Origin of the sequence: Flavobacterium sp., assembly GCF_039916025.1 — a bacterium.
Classification (GTDB): domain Bacteria; phylum Bacteroidota; class Bacteroidia; order Flavobacteriales; family Flavobacteriaceae; genus Flavobacterium.
In genome coordinates this window covers 1-18,521 of sequence record NZ_JBDSMB010000184.1, presented here as the reverse complement: position 1 = coordinate 18,521, position 18,521 = coordinate 1, and the positions used below count along the sequence as shown (strand labels likewise).

At 37.8% G+C, this 18,521-nt stretch carries 19 protein-coding genes; 1 reads left to right on the top strand and 18 read right to left on the bottom strand.

The features are described 5' to 3' along the window. The 3 genes from ABIQ27_RS13780 to ABIQ27_RS13770 form a co-directional block, all read right to left on the bottom strand. Positions 1-229 (bottom strand): aldo/keto reductase (locus ABIQ27_RS13780; protein WP_348034497.1); only part of this gene is annotated, 229 nt, incomplete at its 3' end. A 146-nt stretch (positions 230-375) separates the two neighbouring features. Next, entirely contained in the window at positions 376-1,341 is a 966-nt protein-coding gene (locus ABIQ27_RS13775; RefSeq protein ID WP_348034496.1) for an OmpA family protein, read from the bottom strand. Between the two features lie 67 nt (positions 1,342-1,408). Then, a complete protein-coding gene (locus ABIQ27_RS13770) occupies positions 1,409-2,170 on the bottom strand; it encodes an exodeoxyribonuclease III (RefSeq protein ID WP_348034495.1) in 762 nt (253 codons plus the stop codon). A 196-nt stretch (positions 2,171-2,366) separates the two neighbouring features. Here ABIQ27_RS13770 and ABIQ27_RS13765 point away from each other — a divergent pair, with 196 nt between their 5' ends. Beyond that, entirely contained in the window at positions 2,367-4,184 is a 1,818-nt protein-coding gene (locus tag ABIQ27_RS13765; protein ID WP_348034494.1) for a lysophospholipid acyltransferase family protein, read from the top strand. A gap of 48 nt (positions 4,185-4,232) precedes the next feature. Here ABIQ27_RS13765 and ABIQ27_RS13760 read toward each other — a convergent pair whose 3' ends face one another. The 15 genes from ABIQ27_RS13760 to ABIQ27_RS13690 form a co-directional block, all read right to left on the bottom strand. Beyond that, positions 4,233-4,346: a DUF805 domain-containing protein gene (locus ABIQ27_RS13760; protein WP_348034493.1), complete on the bottom strand. Its 114-nt coding sequence runs from the start codon at positions 4,344-4,346 to the stop codon at positions 4,233-4,235. A gap of 5 nt (positions 4,347-4,351) precedes the next feature. Then, positions 4,352-4,630, bottom strand: a complete 279-nt coding sequence (locus ABIQ27_RS13755; protein WP_348034492.1) for a DUF805 domain-containing protein — start codon at positions 4,628-4,630, stop codon at positions 4,352-4,354. A 116-nt stretch (positions 4,631-4,746) separates the two neighbouring features. Then, positions 4,747-5,115, bottom strand: a complete 369-nt coding sequence (locus ABIQ27_RS13750; RefSeq protein ID WP_348034491.1) for a DUF2752 domain-containing protein — start codon at positions 5,113-5,115, stop codon at positions 4,747-4,749. A gap of 71 nt (positions 5,116-5,186) precedes the next feature. Continuing rightward, positions 5,187-5,573 (bottom strand): DUF4234 domain-containing protein, encoded by a 387-nt coding sequence (locus tag ABIQ27_RS13745; RefSeq protein ID WP_348034490.1) that lies wholly within the window; start codon positions 5,571-5,573, stop codon positions 5,187-5,189. Between the two features lie 45 nt (positions 5,574-5,618). Further along, complete coding sequence (locus ABIQ27_RS13740; RefSeq protein ID WP_348034489.1) at positions 5,619-6,017, bottom strand: VOC family protein; 399 nt, start codon at positions 6,015-6,017, stop codon at positions 5,619-5,621. Next, positions 6,007-6,408, bottom strand: coding sequence for a hypothetical protein (locus ABIQ27_RS13735; protein ID WP_348034488.1), 402 nt, complete (start codon positions 6,406-6,408; stop codon positions 6,007-6,009). The genes ABIQ27_RS13740 and ABIQ27_RS13735 overlap by 11 nt, the downstream gene beginning before the upstream one ends. Further along, positions 6,401-7,354, bottom strand: coding sequence for a 2-hydroxyacid dehydrogenase (locus tag ABIQ27_RS13730; RefSeq protein WP_348034487.1), 954 nt, complete (start codon positions 7,352-7,354; stop codon positions 6,401-6,403). The genes ABIQ27_RS13735 and ABIQ27_RS13730 overlap by 8 nt, the downstream gene beginning before the upstream one ends. A gap of 134 nt (positions 7,355-7,488) precedes the next feature. Further along, positions 7,489-8,724, bottom strand: coding sequence for a M20 family metallo-hydrolase (locus tag ABIQ27_RS13725; RefSeq protein ID WP_348034486.1), 1,236 nt, complete (start codon positions 8,722-8,724; stop codon positions 7,489-7,491). A gap of 103 nt (positions 8,725-8,827) precedes the next feature. After that, positions 8,828-10,096, bottom strand: coding sequence for an NAD-dependent dihydropyrimidine dehydrogenase subunit PreA (preA, locus tag ABIQ27_RS13720; protein WP_348034485.1), 1,269 nt, complete (start codon positions 10,094-10,096; stop codon positions 8,828-8,830). Positions 10,097-10,133: 37 nt separating this feature from the next. Continuing rightward, positions 10,134-11,519, bottom strand: coding sequence for an NAD(P)-dependent oxidoreductase (locus tag ABIQ27_RS13715; protein ID WP_348034484.1), 1,386 nt, complete (start codon positions 11,517-11,519; stop codon positions 10,134-10,136). A 52-nt stretch (positions 11,520-11,571) separates the two neighbouring features. Further along, complete coding sequence (locus ABIQ27_RS13710) at positions 11,572-12,435, bottom strand: nitrilase-related carbon-nitrogen hydrolase (protein WP_348034483.1); 864 nt, start codon at positions 12,433-12,435, stop codon at positions 11,572-11,574. Positions 12,436-12,526: 91 nt separating this feature from the next. Continuing rightward, positions 12,527-13,909, bottom strand: coding sequence for a dihydropyrimidinase (gene hydA / locus ABIQ27_RS13705; protein ID WP_348034482.1), 1,383 nt, complete (start codon positions 13,907-13,909; stop codon positions 12,527-12,529). 52 nt (positions 13,910-13,961) lie between these two features. Then, positions 13,962-15,398 carry an NCS1 family nucleobase:cation symporter-1 gene (locus ABIQ27_RS13700; RefSeq protein WP_348034481.1) on the bottom strand — a complete coding sequence of 479 codons (1,437 nt, stop codon included), beginning with the start codon at positions 15,396-15,398 and terminating at the stop codon, positions 13,962-13,964. 26 nt (positions 15,399-15,424) lie between these two features. Then, positions 15,425-16,777 (bottom strand): aminotransferase class III-fold pyridoxal phosphate-dependent enzyme, encoded by a 1,353-nt coding sequence (locus ABIQ27_RS13695; RefSeq protein WP_348034480.1) that lies wholly within the window; start codon positions 16,775-16,777, stop codon positions 15,425-15,427. Positions 16,778-16,974: 197 nt separating this feature from the next. Further along, positions 16,975-18,432 carry a CoA-acylating methylmalonate-semialdehyde dehydrogenase gene (locus ABIQ27_RS13690; RefSeq protein WP_348034479.1) on the bottom strand — a complete coding sequence of 486 codons (1,458 nt, stop codon included), beginning with the start codon at positions 18,430-18,432 and terminating at the stop codon, positions 16,975-16,977. Between the last annotated feature and the right edge of the window lie 89 nt (positions 18,433-18,521).

The window sequence follows — 18,521 nt, the reverse complement described above, 5'->3', positions numbered from 1 at the left end:
CTGATTTCTTTAACCAGGTTCCGATATACTTTTCTGTTTTTCCCAGTGTTGCTTCGCGCGCAGCAATCGGATACATTTCGGCAGTGTCAATAAAATTGATTCCTTTTTCAACAGCATAATCCAATTGCGAATGCGCATCGCTTTCAGAATTTTGTTCGCCAAAAGTCATCGTGCCCAAACATATTTTGCTAACCTTGATATCAGTATTCGGTAAAGTTGTATAGTTCATTAGTATTGCTTTTTTCGCTGTGCAAAAGTAAAATATTAGAATCGTTAATTTTGCCCGATTAACACATTTTTTGGAAACGTTTATCATAAAAAAAGGTTACAAGAAAACTTAGAACCTTAATCTCTCAGCACCTTAGCGCCTTTATTTTAAAACTCATTCAGCATCTTAGAAATCTCGTCTAATTTTGGTGTCAGTATAACTTCTATTCTGCGGTTTTTAGCTTTGCCTTCCTGAGAATCATTACTCATGATTGGAGCAAATTCGCCACGACCTGCAGCCGTTAGATTTTGTTTTCTGATTCCGTTGTTTTCACTCAGGATATTTACAATAGCTGTCGCTCTTTTGGTGGATAAATCCCAGTTGTTTTCTATTCCGCCACCAATACTTCCAAGAATTTTATCATTATCGGTATGACCTTCAATCAAAACGGTAATATCCGGATTCTGAGCAAGAACTTTTCCAACCTCTACTACAGCTCTTCTTCCTTCAGAACCAACAGCCCAACTTCCGGTTTGGAACAGCAATTTGTTTTCCATAGAAACATACACTTTCCCGTTTTTCATCTGAACCGTCAAGCCTTTTCCTTCAAAGGCATTCAACGCTTTTGATAAAGTATCTTTTAGTTTTTTCATCGCTGCATCTTTCGCGGCAATCATACTTTCCAGTTCGTTTAATCTTTTTGTGTTTGATGCTAATTCGCCGCTTAATTTATTCAATCGGTCTTGCTCGGCTGCCAATGCTTTTTCTTTGGCGTCAAGTTGCGCTAACAAATCGCGATTTTTTGCCATATTGCTTTCCAATGCATCATTACTGTTTTTTTCAAGCGCTGCATAAGAATCTTGTAATGCTTTCAGGTTGTTGCTAGTTGCTGTACAATCTGCCTGTAGTTTGGCTTTGTCGACTTTAAGCGCATCAAGTTCGGCAGTCAACGCTTTATTAACCGAATCAAATTCGGCATTAGCTTTATGAAGTTCATCATTTTCATCCGAAAGAAATCGGTTTTCCTTTTTTAAATCGGTGTATTTGTTTTCCAAATCGTTGTAGATTTTTTTGGAAACACATGAACTCATCAAAGTCAATATGGCTAGGCAAAAAAATATTCTTTTTATCATTTTATATATTTATCAAATGTGTCTTTAATACAATTTTCGTAATTCGTAATTCGTAATTCGTAATTCTTTAATCAATTTCTACTAAAATAGGGCAATGATCCGAATGTTTGGCTTCTGGCAAAATCACAGCTCTGCTCATTCTGTCTTTTAAATTTTCGCTTACCAGATTATAATCGATACGCCAGCCTTTATTATTGCCTCTGGCGCCAGCGCGATAACTCCACCAACTATAATTGTGAGGTTCTTTATTAAAATGTCGGAAGCTGTCGATGAAACCGCTTTTCATAAATTTATCCAACCAAGCGCGTTCTTCTGGTAAAAATCCAGAAACAGTTTTGTTTCGGATTGGGTCGTGAATATCAATCGCTTCATGGCAAATATTGTAATCTCCACATATAATAAGATTTGGAATCTGCTTTTTTAGCGCATCAACATAATTCTGAAAATCATCCATGTATTTAAACTTGTGATCGAGTCGGTCCAAATTCGTTCCCGATGGTAAATACAAACTCATCACCGAAATGTTGTCAAAATCAGCTCTGAGGTTTCTGCCTTCAAAATCCATGTGTGTGACTTCGGTTCCGTGAACCACTTTGTTGGGTTTTATTTTTGATAAAATGGCGACGCCACTATACCCTTTTTTTTGTGCCGAAAAATAATATTGATACGGATAACCTGCTGCGGTAATTTCCTCTGTTGGGATTTGGTCTTCGTTAGCTTTTATTTCCTGAAGGCAGATCACATCAGGGTTTGCCTGTTGCAGCCAGTTTAAAAATCCTTTGGCTATGGCCGCTCGAATGCCGTTGACGTTATAAGAAATAATTCTCATTAAATGTTGTTAAGAGTTTTTAACTACGTTCAGTTCGGCCAAAAGGCCTCGTGTCAAATGTAAATAAAAACATAAACATTTGAAACCCAAAATCAATAATAAAAATTTAAAAACTCTTTAGGGATTTCCTTATTTTGTTAACCCTATTTCACTAGAATTACTATCTTTGTTTCCTACTCAAAAACCAAAGTTATACATGGGTTTAGTTACCGCCAAAGAGGTTGCAAAAGCAATAAACGCTGATAAGTACGGAGTTTTCGGAACTTTTTGCGGTTGGTTACTAATGAAAGCTTTAAAAATTTCCACCCTCAATAAACTCTATGACCGAAATAAACATTTAAGCGAAATTGAATTCCTGAATGCTATTTTGGATGAGTTGCAAATCAAATTTGAAATTCCCGAAGAAGACTTTAAACGTTTGCCAAAAGATGGTGCTTATATTACCATTTCCAATCATCCTTTGGGTGGAATTGACGGCATCCTTTTATTAAAACTGATGCTTGAAAGAGAACCAAATTTCAAAATCATTGCCAATTTCTTGCTGCACCGCATTGAACCGATGAAACCTTATATCATGCCGGTTAATCCTTTTGAAAATCATAAAGATGCTAAGTCAAGTGTGATTGGAATTAAGGAAACCCTGCGTCATTTAAGCGATGGAAAACCTTTGGGGATGTTTCCTGCCGGAGAAGTTTCTACCTACAAAGACGGGCAACTGGTTGTTGATAAAGCTTGGGAAGAAGGCGCAATAAAAGTAATCAGAAAAGCACAGGTTCCTGTAATTCCTATTTATTTTCATGCCAAAAACAGTCGCTTTTTTTATATTCTCTCTAAAATAAATCCAACACTAAGAACGGCCAAACTGCCTTCTGAATTATTAACACAAAAGGGAAGAGTGATTAAAGTTCGTATTGGAAAACCTATTTCGGTTGCTGAACAAAACGAACACAAAACGATTGAAGAATATTCAGAATTCCTGAGAAAAAAGACTTATATGTTGTCAAATTCCTATAACAAGGAAAACAACATCTTTGACCCTCAAAACCTGAATCTGAACCTGAATTTAAAATCATCCAAAAATCCAAAAGAAATTGTTTTCCCTGCCAATCATGAAAAAATGATTGACGAAGTGGAAAAATTGAGAGCAACGGATTGTAGATTTTTTCAAAGCAAAAACTATGAGGTCTTCTTTACTGAGGCTCCTAAAATCCCGAATATCCTACATGAAATAGGAAGATTGCGTGAAATCACTTTTCGTGAAGTTGGAGAAGGAACTAATGAGTCTATCGATTTAGACAAATACGACCAATATTACCATCATATGTTTTTGTGGGATGAAGACGCTAAACGTGTGGCTGGTGCTTACAGAATGGGATTAGGTTCAGAGATTTTTCCAAAATACGGCATGGATGGTTTTTATCTGAATGATTTATTCCGTTTTGAATCAGAATTGCATGAAATGATGAAGCAATCTATTGAAATGGGAAGAGCTTTTATCGTTAAAGAATACCAGCAAAAACCGATGCCTTTGTTTTTATTGTGGCGTGGTATCATACATACAACCTTGCGTTATCCGGAACATAAATTCCTACTTGGCGGCGTAAGTATCAGCAATCAATTTACAGATTTCTCAAAATCGTTGATGATTGAGTTTATGAAGTCTAATTATTATGATCCATATATCGCTCAATATGTTCATCCTAAAAAGGAATTTAAAGTAAAATTAAAAGACGCCGATAAAGATTTTATCTTCGATGAAGCGGAAGCCGATTTGAATAAATTTGATAAAATCATTGATGAGCTGGAACCTGGGAATTTGAGGCTTCCGGTGCTTATAAAAAAATATATAAAGCAGAATGCGAAATTAGTTGCCTTTAATGTTGATCCGCTTTTCAACAATGCTATTGACGGATTGATGTACATCCGAATTGCAGATATTCCTGAAAGTACGATGAAGCCGGTAATGGAAGAATTTCAGGCAGAACTCGAGAGGAAAGAAAAGAATTATAAATAACAAAAAAACCGATGATAAACATCGGCTTTTTTATGTTTGGAACAGAAATTATTCAGTCCCTATATCGCTTATTTCTTCTCCTTTTGGATCTGAACCATATTGATTTTCGCCATGAGTCCCTTCGGTACAGAATAAAACTAATAACCAAATTGCTCCAATCAATGGAATTAAAACAATAAAGAAAAACCATCCGCTTTTTTACCAACATCGTGAAGACGTCTGACACATACTGCCAAGCCAGGTAAGAATACTGCTAAAGCATAAGCCATATATATCCACCCATAAGGAAGCGGAGCGAAGTTAGTGCCTAATGCACTATCTAACACCGCAGCAATGATTATTAAAATTAAATTCATTAATGTGTAATACCAATACTCCGAGCGCCTAGCTCTACCATTGAAATTTGCATAGTTTTCTAATACTACTTTTTTGTACCAATTAATCATAAGTTTTTAGTTTTTGGTTAGCCCTACTCTTAAGGATTTTCGGTTTCTCCTATTTGTTAATCATTCCAAATATAAAGAAAATTAGTAATAAAATTTACTTTGTTTAAAAAAGCATTCTATTTCCAGATTGACTCTTTTAAAACTTCCTGAAATGAATGTTCATGGATAAAATAAATCAAACGAATAATATGATAAACACCAATGAAAAATGCCAATCCATAGGCTATTTTTTTGTTATAGAGATATTGATTAAAGTATTCTTTTTTTGTTTTTAATTCGACTAAAAGCAACACAATAATAAACACACAAATCAATACAGTCGCAGGTCCCAGAATGTGATAAGAAACACTCTGGGCAAAATCACCTTTATAAAAATAAACGATAGATTTAGTGATACCACAAGACGGACATGGAAAGCCGGTTAATATCTTGATAGGACAAAGTGACTGGCTATTTTTAAGCTGATCATCTTTGTCGTTAAGCATCAAAAAAAACGGTATTATTAGTGTTAGTAACGCACCAATAATACCGTAAACTTTATATTTTACTTTTTTTTCTATTTGTAAAGTCTGTTAATGTCCGCCTGAACAATCATGGCTGCAGCCATAGGAAAAAAGAAACCTAACACAATCAGTAAAGTCGATTGGTCTTTTTGTAATTCTCCTGTTATCTGATACACTTTTGGCAAGCCATCTTTTCCAATCAGATAGTAGAAATAAATGTGAATTGGCATACAGCATCCTGAAAAAACAGCCAAAGGTGTTGAGATAATCTCTCGCTCGGCAACGGCATTAAAAACTTCGGCTACTTTTATATTCCAATAAATTAAATACAATCCACAAGTTAAAATACTAAAAACCAATACTAAAATTGGGTCTACTTTAAACTCGGGTATGTTATTAGGTCTGTTCCAATTTGGGTTGGGTGTGTTAATTACTTCCATATTTGATTTGTTTAAGTTGGTTTAATGATTGCTAAAATAGGAAAATTATAAGAAAGCGCTATCAATTGGTTCCCAAAGTTCAATTTTATTTCCTTCGGGATCTAAAATCCAGCCGAACTTTCCATAATCATACGATTCCATATCACCAACAATTGTCACGCCTTCTTCTTTCAGAACTTTTAACAGCGCTTCTAAATCGTGTACTCTGTAATTCATCATAAATGGTTTTTCGCTTGGCGAAAAATACTTTGTATTTGCTTCAAATGGAGACCATTGTGTTGAACATTCATTTCCGTCTTTGTCTTTCCACCAGAATGTCCAGCCATACGAATCAACCGGAATTCCGAGATGGTTCTTATACCATTCTTTTATCGCATTTGGATCATCGCATTTGAAGAAAAAACCACCTAGACCTGTAACTCTTTTAATGTCTTTATTGTTCATTATCTGCTCTTTTAAAAAATATCGTGGATGCTAATAATAATAAAACACCTTCTATTGTAAAAGAAAACATTCCGTCAACTTGACCTGAAATATAAGTACATAAAACACCAAAAATGCTCAATCCAATGCCCAGCAAAAGCACTTGAGTTCTCGACTTATTATCGCCATTTTTAACAGGTTTTGCCAAAAACAACATCCAAATTCCGGAAAGCAACATCATAATAGAAGAATACAGCCAAATCATTTGCATTCCGTTTGTTGCGGCTCCGTTTATTTCTCCTTTTTGGATGTGTTCCAAAACAGCAGGATATCCCATAAAAGCATGAGGAATAAAACTTAAACAGGCAATTATCCCAACAACCAAGACTAAATAGTAACTTATTTTATTCATATAATTTGATGATTTTATCCACGATAGTTTGTGCAAGCTTTTGATGACTTTCAAATGTCCAGCCGGCAATATGTGGTGTTAGTAAAACGTTTTCCGCTTGTAGCAAATATTCAAAAGCCTTTGGTTTTTCGCTATCAATAAAAAGGTTTTCAAAAGATAATTTCTCATATTCCAGAACATCTAATCCAGCTCCAATAATTTTTCCAGATTCCAAAGCAGCAACCAAATCATCAGTCACGACATTCTTTCCACGTGACGTATTGATAAACCAAAATGATTTGGCAAATGCATTGATAAAATTAGTATTTATCATTTTATGGGTTGATGTTGTCCACGGAATATGCAGACTCAAAACATTGGCATTAGCTTGTAATTCTAGTAAAGAAACTTGCTTTGCATTTTCATCGCCAACATTTGGAAGAATATCATAACACAAAACTTCAACATCAAATCCGCGTAGTTTTTTTGCAAATGATTTTCCCATATTCCCATAACCAATCAGTCCAACGGTTTTGCCTTCCAGTTCATGACCCCGATTTCCTTCTCGAACCCAATGGCCTTCGCGAACTAATTTATCGGCACGATTTAGTTTGTTCATTAATGATAAAAGCATCCCAAGTGCATGTTCGCCAACGGCGTTTCTGTTGCCTTCCGGAGCAGCTATCAAATGAATATTTTTAGATTTTGCATAGTCACAATCAATACTTTCCAAACCTGCACCAACACGCGCAATAAATTGTAAATTCGTGGCTTTATCTATAAAATCCTTGTCAATTTTAAATCGGCTACGGATGACAATTCCTTGATAGTTGTGGATTTTGGCTTCGATTTCGGGTCTGTGAGATTCAAAATCAGCTTCATTTTGAAAACCTGCTTCTTCCAATTGTGTCCATAACAAAGGGTGATTGCTATCGATATGAAGTATTTTAACGTCTTTATTGGACATAGTTTTGTGTTGAAAAAGTAAAGATAGTATTTATTGAAAGACACTGAAACGAGTTCAGTGTAAAAAAAAACCATCCCGTTTTTCAACGGGATGGCCAAAATTGGTTTCTGAATGGCTTGTAATAATTTTGGTTTTTATTTTTTCAATACTTTAGTTACAGTTCCCAATAAAACATTGGCGCCAAGCGCTAAATCTTCATAAGAAGAATACTCCAGCGGATTGTGGCTGATTCCGTCTTTGCAACGCACGAATATCATTCCGTAATCGCATACATAAGACAATGCCAGCGCATCATGGAAAGGACCGCTCATCAATTCAATTTCATCTAATTTCAGTTTTTGACATTCGGAATGAATGATTTCTTTTATCCAATCAGCACAATAGCGCGGATCACTTTTGGTGTCTTCTGAAATGGAATACGTCAGATTATGTTTTTTTGTAATTGATTCGATTTTGTCACGAAGTTGTTTTTCGTAGCGATTTCTTCTTTCCAGATCAATGTCGCGTAAATCAACCGTCATCGTAACTTCTTCGGCGATAATATTACGCGAAGCTGGAAAAACAGTCAGAGTTCCAACAGTTCCAACCGTTGGATTTCCCGGAACCTGAGTCGCGATTTCGTTTAACGCCACAATAATTTCAGCGGCGCCAACCATTGCATCTTTCCGGATTGGCATTGGAACCGAACCAGCATGACCAGCCATTCCTTTTAGTTTGACTGTCCACCACAATGGCCCCGAAATTCCGGAAACTACACCTATTGGTTTGTTCGCCATGTCCAAAACCGGACCTTGTTCAATATGCAATTCCAAAAAACAAAAAATGCTTCCCGGTTTGTATTCTGATTCTTTGAACTTAGTAATATCGCAACCGAAATCTTTCAACGCTTGTTCACGTGTGATTCCGTCCTGGTCTTTTCTTTGTAGTTCGCCTTCTTCCAGTTTTCCTAAAATTCCGCGTGAACCGAATAAGCCTTTGTTAAAACGCCAGCCTTCTTCATCCGCAAACGAAATTACTTCGATGCTTCTTTCGGGAACAATTCCATTTTCATGTAAAGTTCTAACAACTTCAATTGCGCATAAAACTCCGGCAACTCCGTCAAATCTTCCGCCATAAGGTTGGGAATCGAGATGTGAACCCATCATTAAAACAGGCAAGTCTGGATTTTTACCTTCCAATCTTCCTATTAAGTTTCCAAAATTATCGATGCGGGTTGTCATTCCGCCTGCTTGCATCCAAGAAGCGGCGATTTCAAATCCTTGTTTTTCTAATGCAGTATGTGCAGGGCGACACGTTCCCGTTTCACCAATTTTTCCGATTTCACTCATCACTTCAAAATAGCTTTGAAGTCTTGACGCGTTTATATTCATTTAGTCTTTATTTTATAGTTTGCGTGAGGGATTGCAGCAAGTATCCTTTTTTGAAAAAAAAGATACTGCGGAAAGCCCGACCCGAAGGGGCACGCCCTGCAACTTAATGATCATTCAACGGACGACCTTCTCTTTGCCAGTCTTTCCAGTTCACATATTCCGGAGCAACGCGGTGCTCTTCCATCGTTATGCAGGCATCAACCGGGCAAACCAGTTTGCACAAATTACAGCCCACGCATTCTTCCTCTTTCACGGTGTAATTGTTATATGGATTTCCTCTTTCGACATTGATAGACTGATGCGACGTATCTTCGCAGGCGATGTAACACAAACCGCAGTGGATGCATTTGTCCTGATCGATTTTGGCAATATGATGGTAGTTGATATCCAAATCTTCCCAATGAGTGATTTTCTCTACTGATTTTCCGATGAAATCGGTGGTTTTTTCAAATCCTTTTTCATCCATCCAATTGTTTAAACCTTCGCACATATCTTCTACGATTCTGAAACCGTGGTTCATAGCTGCAGTACATACCTGAACTGAAGTCGCACCCAAAAGCATGAATTCAACTGCGTCTTTCCAAGTGCTCACACCACCAATTCCTGAGATTGGAACTCTTGATGTGATTGGATCCTGCGCAACTGTTGTCAGCATTTTTAAAGCTATTGGCTTCACAGCCGGACCGCAATAACCTCCGAAAACACTTTTTCCTGCTACATAAGGATTCGGAACCAAAGTATCCAAATCAACTCCGGTTACACTTTGAATCGTATTGATTAAACTCAATGCACTGGTTCCTCCATGAACTGCTGCCTGCGCTGTTGGCACAACTGAATGTACATTTGGCGTAAGCTTTGTAATTACGGGAATTGTTGCTTTTTCCATTACCCATTCGACTACCATTTTGGCAATTTCAGGATCTTGGCCAACTGCTGCTCCCATTCCTCTTTCGGTCATTCCGTGAGGGCAGCCAAAGTTCAATTCAAATCCCATTGCGCCGGCATCTTCGGCTTTCATGATTAAATCATGCCACGATTTTCTGTCGTTGTCCGCCATAAGCGAAACAATCATCGCTCTGTCAGGGAACATTTTTACGACTTCGTAAATTTCTTTTAAATTGATTTCTAATGGTCGGTCGCTAATTAATTCGATATTGTTGAAACCCATCATACGTTTTCCGCCATAATCTACGGAAGAATAACGAGAGGATACATTTTTAACCTGCGAACCCAATGTTTTCCATACAACTCCGCCCCAACCTGCTTCAAAAGCACGAACGACGTTGATTAATTTATCTGTTGGTGGCGCACTTGCCAGCCAAAATGGATTTGGTGACTTTATGCCTAAAAAATCTGTTGATATATCTGCCATTTTTTAATATTTTAAATTTTGAATTATAAATTTTAAATTAATTGTTGAAAGCAGGTTTCAACTCTGATTCAAGAACATAATCGGGACTAATAATATATTTCACAATAGCTGCTGCGCCATCTTTTCCGGCCTGAACAGCATCAACGACTTCTCTTCCGCCATTTACGCAATCGCCGCCTGCAAAAACATTGTTGAAGTTCGTTTTCGATTTACCTTCAACTGCCACTTTTCCGTTGTTGTTATTTAGTTTCTCACCGCTGACCATTTCTGAAAATGGCATTTGACCTGCAGCTTTGATAACCATATCTACATCCAAAGTAAAAGTTTCTCCTGTTTCAACCGGGCTTCTTCTTCCGCTTCCGTCTGGTTCGCCCAATTTCATTACGTCACAAACCAATTGTGAAACATTTTCACCATCGCCTATGATTTCTTTTGGTGCTGCCAGCCATATAATATTACAACCATCCAATTTGGCAATGTTGAGTTCTTTCTCTGTACATGGCATTTCTTCCTGTGTTCTTCTATACACAAGATGCACTACGCTTGCACCCAATCTTTTTGCCTGAGTTGCTGCATCAATAGCAGTCATTCCCATTCCGATAACGGCAACACGATTCCCAACGGCAATTGTTGAAAGATCATTATCGCGTAAGTCATAAATGAATTTGATTGCATCGGTCACGCCAAATAAATTTTCCCCGGGAATATCAAGCTGACGTGCTTTTCCAACTCCAAACGCAAGATAAACTGCGTCATATTTTGATTGCAGTTCCCCAACAGAAATATTTCTGCCCAATTCCTGGTTGTATTTAATCAAGATTCCACCGATAGAAGTAATATAATTTACCTCATCTTCGCAGAATTCCGGAGTTACTTTATAAGCTGCAATTCCGTAAGTCATTAATCCGCCGCCTTTGGCTTCTTTTTCATAAATCGTTACGTCGATTCCTTCTCGGCTCAATGTATGCGCACAACTCAATCCCGCAGGGCCTGCTCCGATAATGGCAACTTGCTTTCCTTTTGATGGTTTTCTTTCAAACAACTGCCATTTGTTTTCCATTGCTTTTTCAGTCGAATGACGCTGCAAACGCGCAATGTTGATTGGTTCTTCGTGCATCATATTGTAAACGCAGGCGCCTTCGCATAATTTTTCTACCGGACACACTTTGCTGCATCCTGCACCCATAATATTGGAAGAAAAAATAGTATGTGCCGAACCTTTAAGGTTGTCTGTGGCAATTTGTTTTATGAATTTTGGTACGTTTATGGATGTCGGACACGACTTCATACAAGGCGGATCGTAACAAAACAAACAACGGTTTGCTTCGGTCAAAGCCGCATCTTTCGTTTCAAAAGGCGGATGAATATCGGCAAAATTTTCCTGATATTCAGCGGTTGTTAATCGGTTATTTTTAATACTCATATATCTTTAATTTTGAATTGTAAATTTTGAATTTTGAATTATTTGGTGATTTTTAAGGTGCTGTAATTTCTCCATAAGTTTCTGGTCTTCTGTCTCTGTAAAATTGCCATTTGCTGCGAACTTGTTCAATCAAATCCAAATCAAATTCGGCTACCAAAAGTTCGTCTTTATCTTCGGAAGCACAGGCAAAAATTTCTCCCAACGGATTCACAAAATACGATGTTCCGTAAAATCTTCCCAGATTCCAAGGCTTTTCAATTCCGACGCGGTTGATGCAACCCATGAAATAGCCATTGGCAACAGCATGTGCAGGCTGCTCTAGTTTCCATAAATATTGGGATTGTCCAACGGTTGTTGCGGATGGATTGTAAACGATTTCAGCGCCATTTAATCCAAGGCATCTTGCGCCGTCCGGAAAGTGTCTGTCGTAGCAAATGTAAACGCCGACTTTCGCATATTTAGTCTGGAAAACTGGATAACCTAAGTTGCCCGGTTTGAAGAAATATTTCTCCCAAAAACCTCCTGTTTGCGGAATATGGTTTTTGCGGTATTTGCCCAAATAACTTCCATCAGCATCAATGACTGCAGCTGTGTTGTATAAAACTCCGGCTTGGTCTCTTTCATAAACTGGAACAACAATTACCATATCATATTTCTTGGCATAAACCTGCATCCGTTCTGTTGTTGGACCGGGAACACTTTCTGCCGAAGCATACCAAGCGTTATCTTGTCCTGGACAGAAATACGGCGTATTAAAAATTTCCTGAAAACAAAGAATCTGAACGCCCTGCTTTCCGGCTTCTTCAATATACGGAATGTGCTTTTGCAGCATCGCTTCCATGATTTCCGGAATGGTTCCTTCGCCTTCCGTTTTGGCCAAACTCAATTGGATTAATCCTGATTTTACTATTCGCATAAAAATTATTTTAAATTCTAAATTTTGAATTTTAAATTAATTGCAATGCGCTAAGACATTTAAAATTTATAATTCAAAATTTAAAATAGCTTTAAATTTTTCCTTGTACTTTATTTCGTTTCACAAATTGGCCGTAGCCTTTTTGTACTTTGCATTCGTTTTTATCGATTACGACTTGTCCGCGAAGCAAAACGGTTTTTACTTTTCCTTTTACTTCCCAGCCTTCATAACCACTGTAATCAACATTCATGTGATGTGTTTTTGCCGAAAGTGTATGCTTTTCATTGGCATCAAACAATACAATATCCGCATCGCTTCCAATCGCAATCGTTCCTTTTTTAGGGAACATACCGAAGATTTTTGCTGCGTTTGTACTTGCTACTTCTACATATTTGTTCAATGTGATTCTGCCTTTGTTTACGCCTTCGCTGAAAAGCAATTCCATACGGTTTTCAATTGCGGGATGACCATTTGGGATTTTAGAGAAATCGTCTTTTCCCATCAGTTTTTGTTCCCACATAAATGGACAATGGTCGGTCGCAACAACTTGTACCAAACCCTGATTCAATCCTGCCCAAAGTGTTTCCTGATCTTTCTTTTCACGCAATGGTGGCGACATTACCCATTTGGCACCTTCAAAATTTTGCTCATACAAACTTGCATCCAAAATCAAATACTGAATACAGGTTTCAACGAATAAATTCTGGTTCCTTCTTGTGGCGTTACGAACCGCATTCAAAGCACCTTCGCACGTCATGTGCACAATATAACCCGGACAGCCAGTGTAGTTAATCATGTCAACAAAACGTTCGCTGGCTTCAGCTTCGGTAACTTCGGGTTGTGATAAGTAATGATATAACGGAGATAATTTTCCTTCTTCTCTGTGTTTGGCAATCAAATAATCAATCATATCGCCATTAGTAGCGTGAACGTTAATCAATCCACCGTGCTTTTTGACTTCTTCCATAAGGCCAATCATCTGACGGTCGTCAATCATCAACGCGCCTTTGTACGCCATAAATGTTTTGAAAGATGTGATGCCTTCCTGCTCTATAAAATGCTGGATTTCTTTTTTGGTTTCGTCATTGAAATCGGTCACTGCCATATGGAAACTGTAATCCCCAACAGCATTGTTATCGCTTCTTCCTTTCCAATCCTGTAATGCTGATTGCAGACTTTTGCCTTGCGTTTGCAGAATGAAATCAATCACGGTTGTTGTTCCGCCATAAAGAGCAGCACGAGTTCCGGTTTCATAATTGTCGCTGGAATACGTTCCCATAAACGGCATATCTAAATGCACGTGAGGGTCGATTCCACCAGGCATTACTAATTTTCCTGAGGCATCAATAACTGTATCAGCATTCACATTTAAGTTTTTACCAATAGTCGAAATCGTTTCGCCTTCTATATAAATATCCGCTACGTAATCATCGGTAGCGGTAATAATTCTTCCGTTTTTAATTAAAATACTCATTGTTGTTATTTTAAATTTTGAATTCTAAATTTTATATTAATGTGATTTAGAATCACTTTCTTTTCATTAATAACCAATAAACAAATCCACTTAAGGAAAATCCAACGAACCACGCGTAACTGTATAATCCAATTATCCAATTGGGAAACATATCTGCCGGAAATACTTTTATTGTGGTAAAAAATCCCGGAACATTCGGTGCAATTCCGATTACCAAAGCAATAATTGCCTTGAAATTAAATCCTTTTGAAAAAGCATACATTCCTTTTGTATTGTATAAATCTTCAACTTCTAATGTTTGTTTTCGAATGAAATAATAATCGACAATCATGATTCCGCCAACTGGTCCAAGCAAACTTGAGTAACCAACTAACCAAGTAAAAATATAACCTGTTGGGTCGGCAATCAGTTTCCATGGAAATATCAGAATTCCGATAATTCCTGTAATGTAACCGCCTGTTCTGAAATTAATTTTACTTGGAGATAAATTGGCAAAATCATTCGCCGGACTTACAATATTTGCCGCAATGTTTGTTGCCAAGGTGGAAATAGCCACTGCAACCATCGCGACGCTTACTAATAATTTACTATCAAACTTTCCGGCTAAAACAACCGGATCCCAAATCATGGTTCCAAATACGATTGTTGTTGCCGATGTTACTACAACTCCAACAAAAGCAAACAAAGTCATCGATGTTGGCAAACCATAAATCTGCCCTTTTATTTGTGCTTTTTGGGATGTTGCATATCTTGTGAAATCGGGAATATTCAACGACAATGTTGCCCAAAATCCAACCATCCCGGTTAATGCAGGGAAGAAGAAATGAAAGAAATCCGTAGAGTTTGTGAATTTTGATGGTGTGTTTAATATTGGCCCCAAACCATGCGCTGCGTTTAATGCCCAAAATAATAAAGCCAATGCAGCGACTGGTAAAAAGATCGCTTTGAAGACCAATAATTTTCTTATACTGTCAACACCAAGATAAACGACATACATATTCAATAGCCAAAAAAGTATAAAGCAAATTGCCGGTCCGGTTTGCAATCCGAACCAGTCAGGGAAAATTTGTGGTAAGGTTTCTATACTTGGAATCCATAAACGCGTCATTTGATAAATCGCAAATCCGCCAATCCAGGTTTGAATTCCGAACCAACCGCAAGCAACAATTGCTCTAAGCATTGCCGGAATATTGGCTCCGGAAGTTCCGAAACTTGCTCTCGCAAAAACCGGAAATGGAATTCCGTATTTGGCTCCGGCGTGACCGTTTAAAATCATCGGAATCAAAACAACAGTGTTTCCTAAGAATATGGTTAGGATTGCCTGCCACCAATTCATTCCGCCTTCTATCAATGAACTCGACAGCATATATGTTGGAATGCACAAACTCATGCTAATCCAAAGTGCTGCATAATTCCATGTCGTCCAAGTTCGGTTTTTCGCCGAAATTGGAGCCAAGTCTTCGCTATACAAAGCCGAATTTGTATTCATTAATTTAAAGTTGGTTGGTTGGTTTTTTATACTAAGGCTTCGTCAGCAATCTTTAAGGCTTCACTAATAATGGCTAAACCTTCATCGATTTGGTCTTTGGTTACACATAATGGCGGTGCGATAAAGATGTATCCCCAACGCACGAATGTGTACATTCCCAGTTGCCTGATTTTGGCTGCGATTTGATTCGATACTTTCATGTCGTCTCCGGCTCCGTTATAAGGTGCCATCAATTCGCCTGTTGCTTTATTTTTTAAAACATCTAAACAGCCTAAAAGTCCGGTATTTCTGAAAGCTCCCATACTTGGATGCTGGCTTCTCATTTCTTCGATTCTGGATTCAAGATAAGCGCCCATAGCACGAGTGTTTTCAATCAATCGGTCGCTTTCGTATATATTTACAACTGCCAAAGCCGCTGCCAATGCCACCGGATGACCGTTATATGTCAAGCCAATCATCATTGGAGTGTTTTCAAATTTTTCTGCAATTTTATCGGTAACCATTAGACAACCTAACGGTAAATAAGAAGATGTCAATCCTTTCGCCATACAAACCATATCAGGAACAATGTCGTGATTTTCGAAACCGAACCATTTCCCGGTACGCCCAAATCCGCTCATTACCTCATCAGCAACGAATAAGATTCCGTATTTTTCACAAAGTGCTTTTACTCCTTTTAGATAACCTTTTGGATAATGCAAACAACCAGAAGAACCGCTTTCGCCTTCAAAAATGAAAGCTGCAATATTGGCTTTGCCTTCCAAATGAATAACTCTTTCTACGTATTCTAAACTTAAACTCAACTTGGTAGTTTCGTCTAAATCTTTCATTCCGAAGAAATAATATGGATCATCGATATGAATTGAATTTGGCATTTGTTGGGAATCATTAGCCAATTTTCTTGGATCGCCACCAGCAGACATTCCGCCGATAGAACCACCATGAAAAGCTCTGTATCTTCCAATTATTTTGTGTCTTCCTGTATATAATCTTGCCAATTTGATAGCATTGTCAATAGACGAAGTTCCGCATAACGTATAGAATGCTTTGTTCAAATCGCCAGGGCAGATTTCGGCTAATTTTTTAGATAATTTAGCTCTGACTTCGGTTGTGCATGATGGTGTTACAAAGCTTACTTTTTGCATTTGCTCAACCACCGCATCGGTTACACGTTGGTCGCCATGACCAATATTTACCGACATCAAGCCCGAAGAAAAATCTATAATTCGGTTGCCGTCGTAATCGTATAAATATACGCCTTCGGCTCTTTCTATTGCAATTGGGTTGACTGCAGCTTGTGCCGACCAGGAAAATAAACTGAATTCTTTGCTGTCACTTATGATTTGCTCTTTCGTCAATGTTTGTTCTTTCGTAATCATTGTTTGTTCTATTTTGAATTTTAAATTTTGAATTTTAAATGAAGTTTCTAGTATTATAGAATGCCCTAGCCCCGATTGTAATGAAAATCCTTTTTTGCCGTTTTTCGGCAGAAAAGATTGTAATGTAAAGCGGGATTAGCTCCTGAAAACTTTCAATAACTCAAAATTTATAATTTATAATTTAAAATAATTTTTTCTTAGCTCATCCAGTTAACTCCGGCTTCCGCATTCCATTTTATAGTGCTTTTTTTCAATTTGGTCCAAAACTCAATCGAGCTTTTTCCTGTGATATCGCCAACTCCGAATTTACTTTCGTTCCAGCCTCCAAAACTGAATGGTTCTCTTGGAACAGGAACGCCAACGTTTACACCAATCATTCCGGCGCTTGCTTTGTCGATGATGTAACGTGCCATTCCGCCGTTTTGTGTAAATACGCTGGCGGCATTTCCGTATGGGTTTTTGTTTTCGATTGCTAATGCTTCATCAACAGTTTTGGTTCTGATGATAGAAATTACTGGTCCAAAAATTTCTTCTGTAGCAACACTCATTTCTGGAGTTACAAAGTCGATTACGGTTGGCCCAACATAAGTTCCTTTTTCTTTTCCGGCTACTTTGAAATTACGTCCGTCAACTAAGATTTTAGCACCATCTTTTTCTGCTTGAGAAATATATTTTTCAATACGTTCTTGTGATTCTTTATTGATAACCGGACCAAGATTAACGCCCGGAATTATCTTTCTGGCTTCATCACAAATTTTAGAAACAATGGCATCAACATCACCAACACCAATCATTGCCGAAGCCGCCATGCAACGTTGTCCAGCACAACCTGACATAGAAGCTGCCACGTTTTGAGCCGTCATTTCCGGAATAGCATCCGGTAAAACCATCAGGTGATTTTTTGCGCCACCAAGAGATAAACATCTTTTGTAATTTGAAGTCGCGCGTTGGTAAACAATTTTCGCCACTTTGGTAGAACCGACGAATGAAACTGCTTCAATTTTTGGATGGTCGCAAATGGCATTTACGATATCCACATCGCCATGAACTACGTTAAAAACGCCATCAGGCAAGCCCGCTTCTTTTAAAAGTTCGGCTAATCTTCCGCAGCTTAAAGGCACTTTTTCAGAAGGTTTGATAATCATACAATTCCCTAAAGCAATTGCATTTGGAATCGTCCAGTTAGGCACCATCGATGGAAAGTTAAAAGGTACGATAGACGCTACAACTCCAAGTGGGACATGCTCTGTTCTACATTCAACACCACGGCTTACTTCTAATAATTCTCCTGTGATTAATTGTGGTAATGACGTTGCAAATTCTGTAAGCTCAATACATTTTTCTATTTCTGCTACAGATTCGCCGTATGTTTTTCCGTTTTCTTCGCTGCATAATTCGGCCAGTTCTTTAAGGTTTTTTTCTAATAATGTTTTGTATTTAAAAAAAACCTGAACTCTTTCTTTAATTGGTGTTTTGCTCCAAGCAGGAAAAGCAGCCTGAGCGGCTTTGACAGCATCGTCTAAATCTTTGGAACTTGATAATGGAACGGTAGATAAATAATTACCGTCTAAAGGTGAAATTACATCCATTGTTTTTGAGGTGGAAGCATTGACAAACTTGCCTCCGATGTAATTCTGAATTGCTGGATATTTCATTGAGTTTATTATTGTTTTTATGTTAAATCAAAATTTTAGGACAGCTAATTTGATTAATTATTTGGTATAAAAAAAATAATCTTTTGTTT

What these genes read in the sequence shown, in the direction of transcription:
- ABIQ27_RS13775 (WP_348034496.1), bottom strand. Translation starts at nt 1,341, where the DNA reads ATGATAAAAAGAATATTTTTTTGCCTAGCCATATTGACTTTGATGAGT.
- ABIQ27_RS13770 (WP_348034495.1), bottom strand. Translation starts at nt 2,170, where the DNA reads ATGAGAATTATTTCTTATAACGTCAACGGCATTCGAGCGGCCATAGCC.
- ABIQ27_RS13765 (WP_348034494.1), top strand. Translation starts at nt 2,367, where the DNA reads ATGGGTTTAGTTACCGCCAAAGAGGTTGCAAAAGCAATAAACGCTGAT.
- ABIQ27_RS13755 (WP_348034492.1), bottom strand. Translation starts at nt 4,630, where the DNA reads ATGATTAATTGGTACAAAAAAGTAGTATTAGAAAACTATGCAAATTTC.
- ABIQ27_RS13750 (WP_348034491.1), bottom strand. Translation starts at nt 5,115, where the DNA reads ATGCTTAACGACAAAGATGATCAGCTTAAAAATAGCCAGTCACTTTGT.
- ABIQ27_RS13745 (WP_348034490.1), bottom strand. Translation starts at nt 5,573, where the DNA reads ATGGAAGTAATTAACACACCCAACCCAAATTGGAACAGACCTAATAAC.
- ABIQ27_RS13740 (WP_348034489.1), bottom strand. Translation starts at nt 6,017, where the DNA reads ATGAACAATAAAGACATTAAAAGAGTTACAGGTCTAGGTGGTTTTTTC.
- ABIQ27_RS13735 (WP_348034488.1), bottom strand. Translation starts at nt 6,408, where the DNA reads ATGAATAAAATAAGTTACTATTTAGTCTTGGTTGTTGGGATAATTGCC.
- ABIQ27_RS13730 (WP_348034487.1), bottom strand. Translation starts at nt 7,354, where the DNA reads ATGTCCAATAAAGACGTTAAAATACTTCATATCGATAGCAATCACCCT.
- ABIQ27_RS13725 (WP_348034486.1), bottom strand. Translation starts at nt 8,724, where the DNA reads ATGAATATAAACGCGTCAAGACTTCAAAGCTATTTTGAAGTGATGAGT.
- preA (WP_348034485.1), bottom strand. Translation starts at nt 10,096, where the DNA reads ATGGCAGATATATCAACAGATTTTTTAGGCATAAAGTCACCAAATCCA.
- ABIQ27_RS13715 (WP_348034484.1), bottom strand. Translation starts at nt 11,519, where the DNA reads ATGAGTATTAAAAATAACCGATTAACAACCGCTGAATATCAGGAAAAT.
- ABIQ27_RS13710 (WP_348034483.1), bottom strand. Translation starts at nt 12,435, where the DNA reads ATGCGAATAGTAAAATCAGGATTAATCCAATTGAGTTTGGCCAAAACG.
- hydA (WP_348034482.1), bottom strand. Translation starts at nt 13,909, where the DNA reads ATGAGTATTTTAATTAAAAACGGAAGAATTATTACCGCTACCGATGAT.
- ABIQ27_RS13700 (WP_348034481.1), bottom strand. Translation starts at nt 15,398, where the DNA reads ATGAATACAAATTCGGCTTTGTATAGCGAAGACTTGGCTCCAATTTCG.
- ABIQ27_RS13695 (WP_348034480.1), bottom strand. Translation starts at nt 16,777, where the DNA reads ATGATTACGAAAGAACAAACATTGACGAAAGAGCAAATCATAAGTGAC.
- ABIQ27_RS13690 (WP_348034479.1), bottom strand. Translation starts at nt 18,432, where the DNA reads ATGAAATATCCAGCAATTCAGAATTACATCGGAGGCAAGTTTGTCAAT.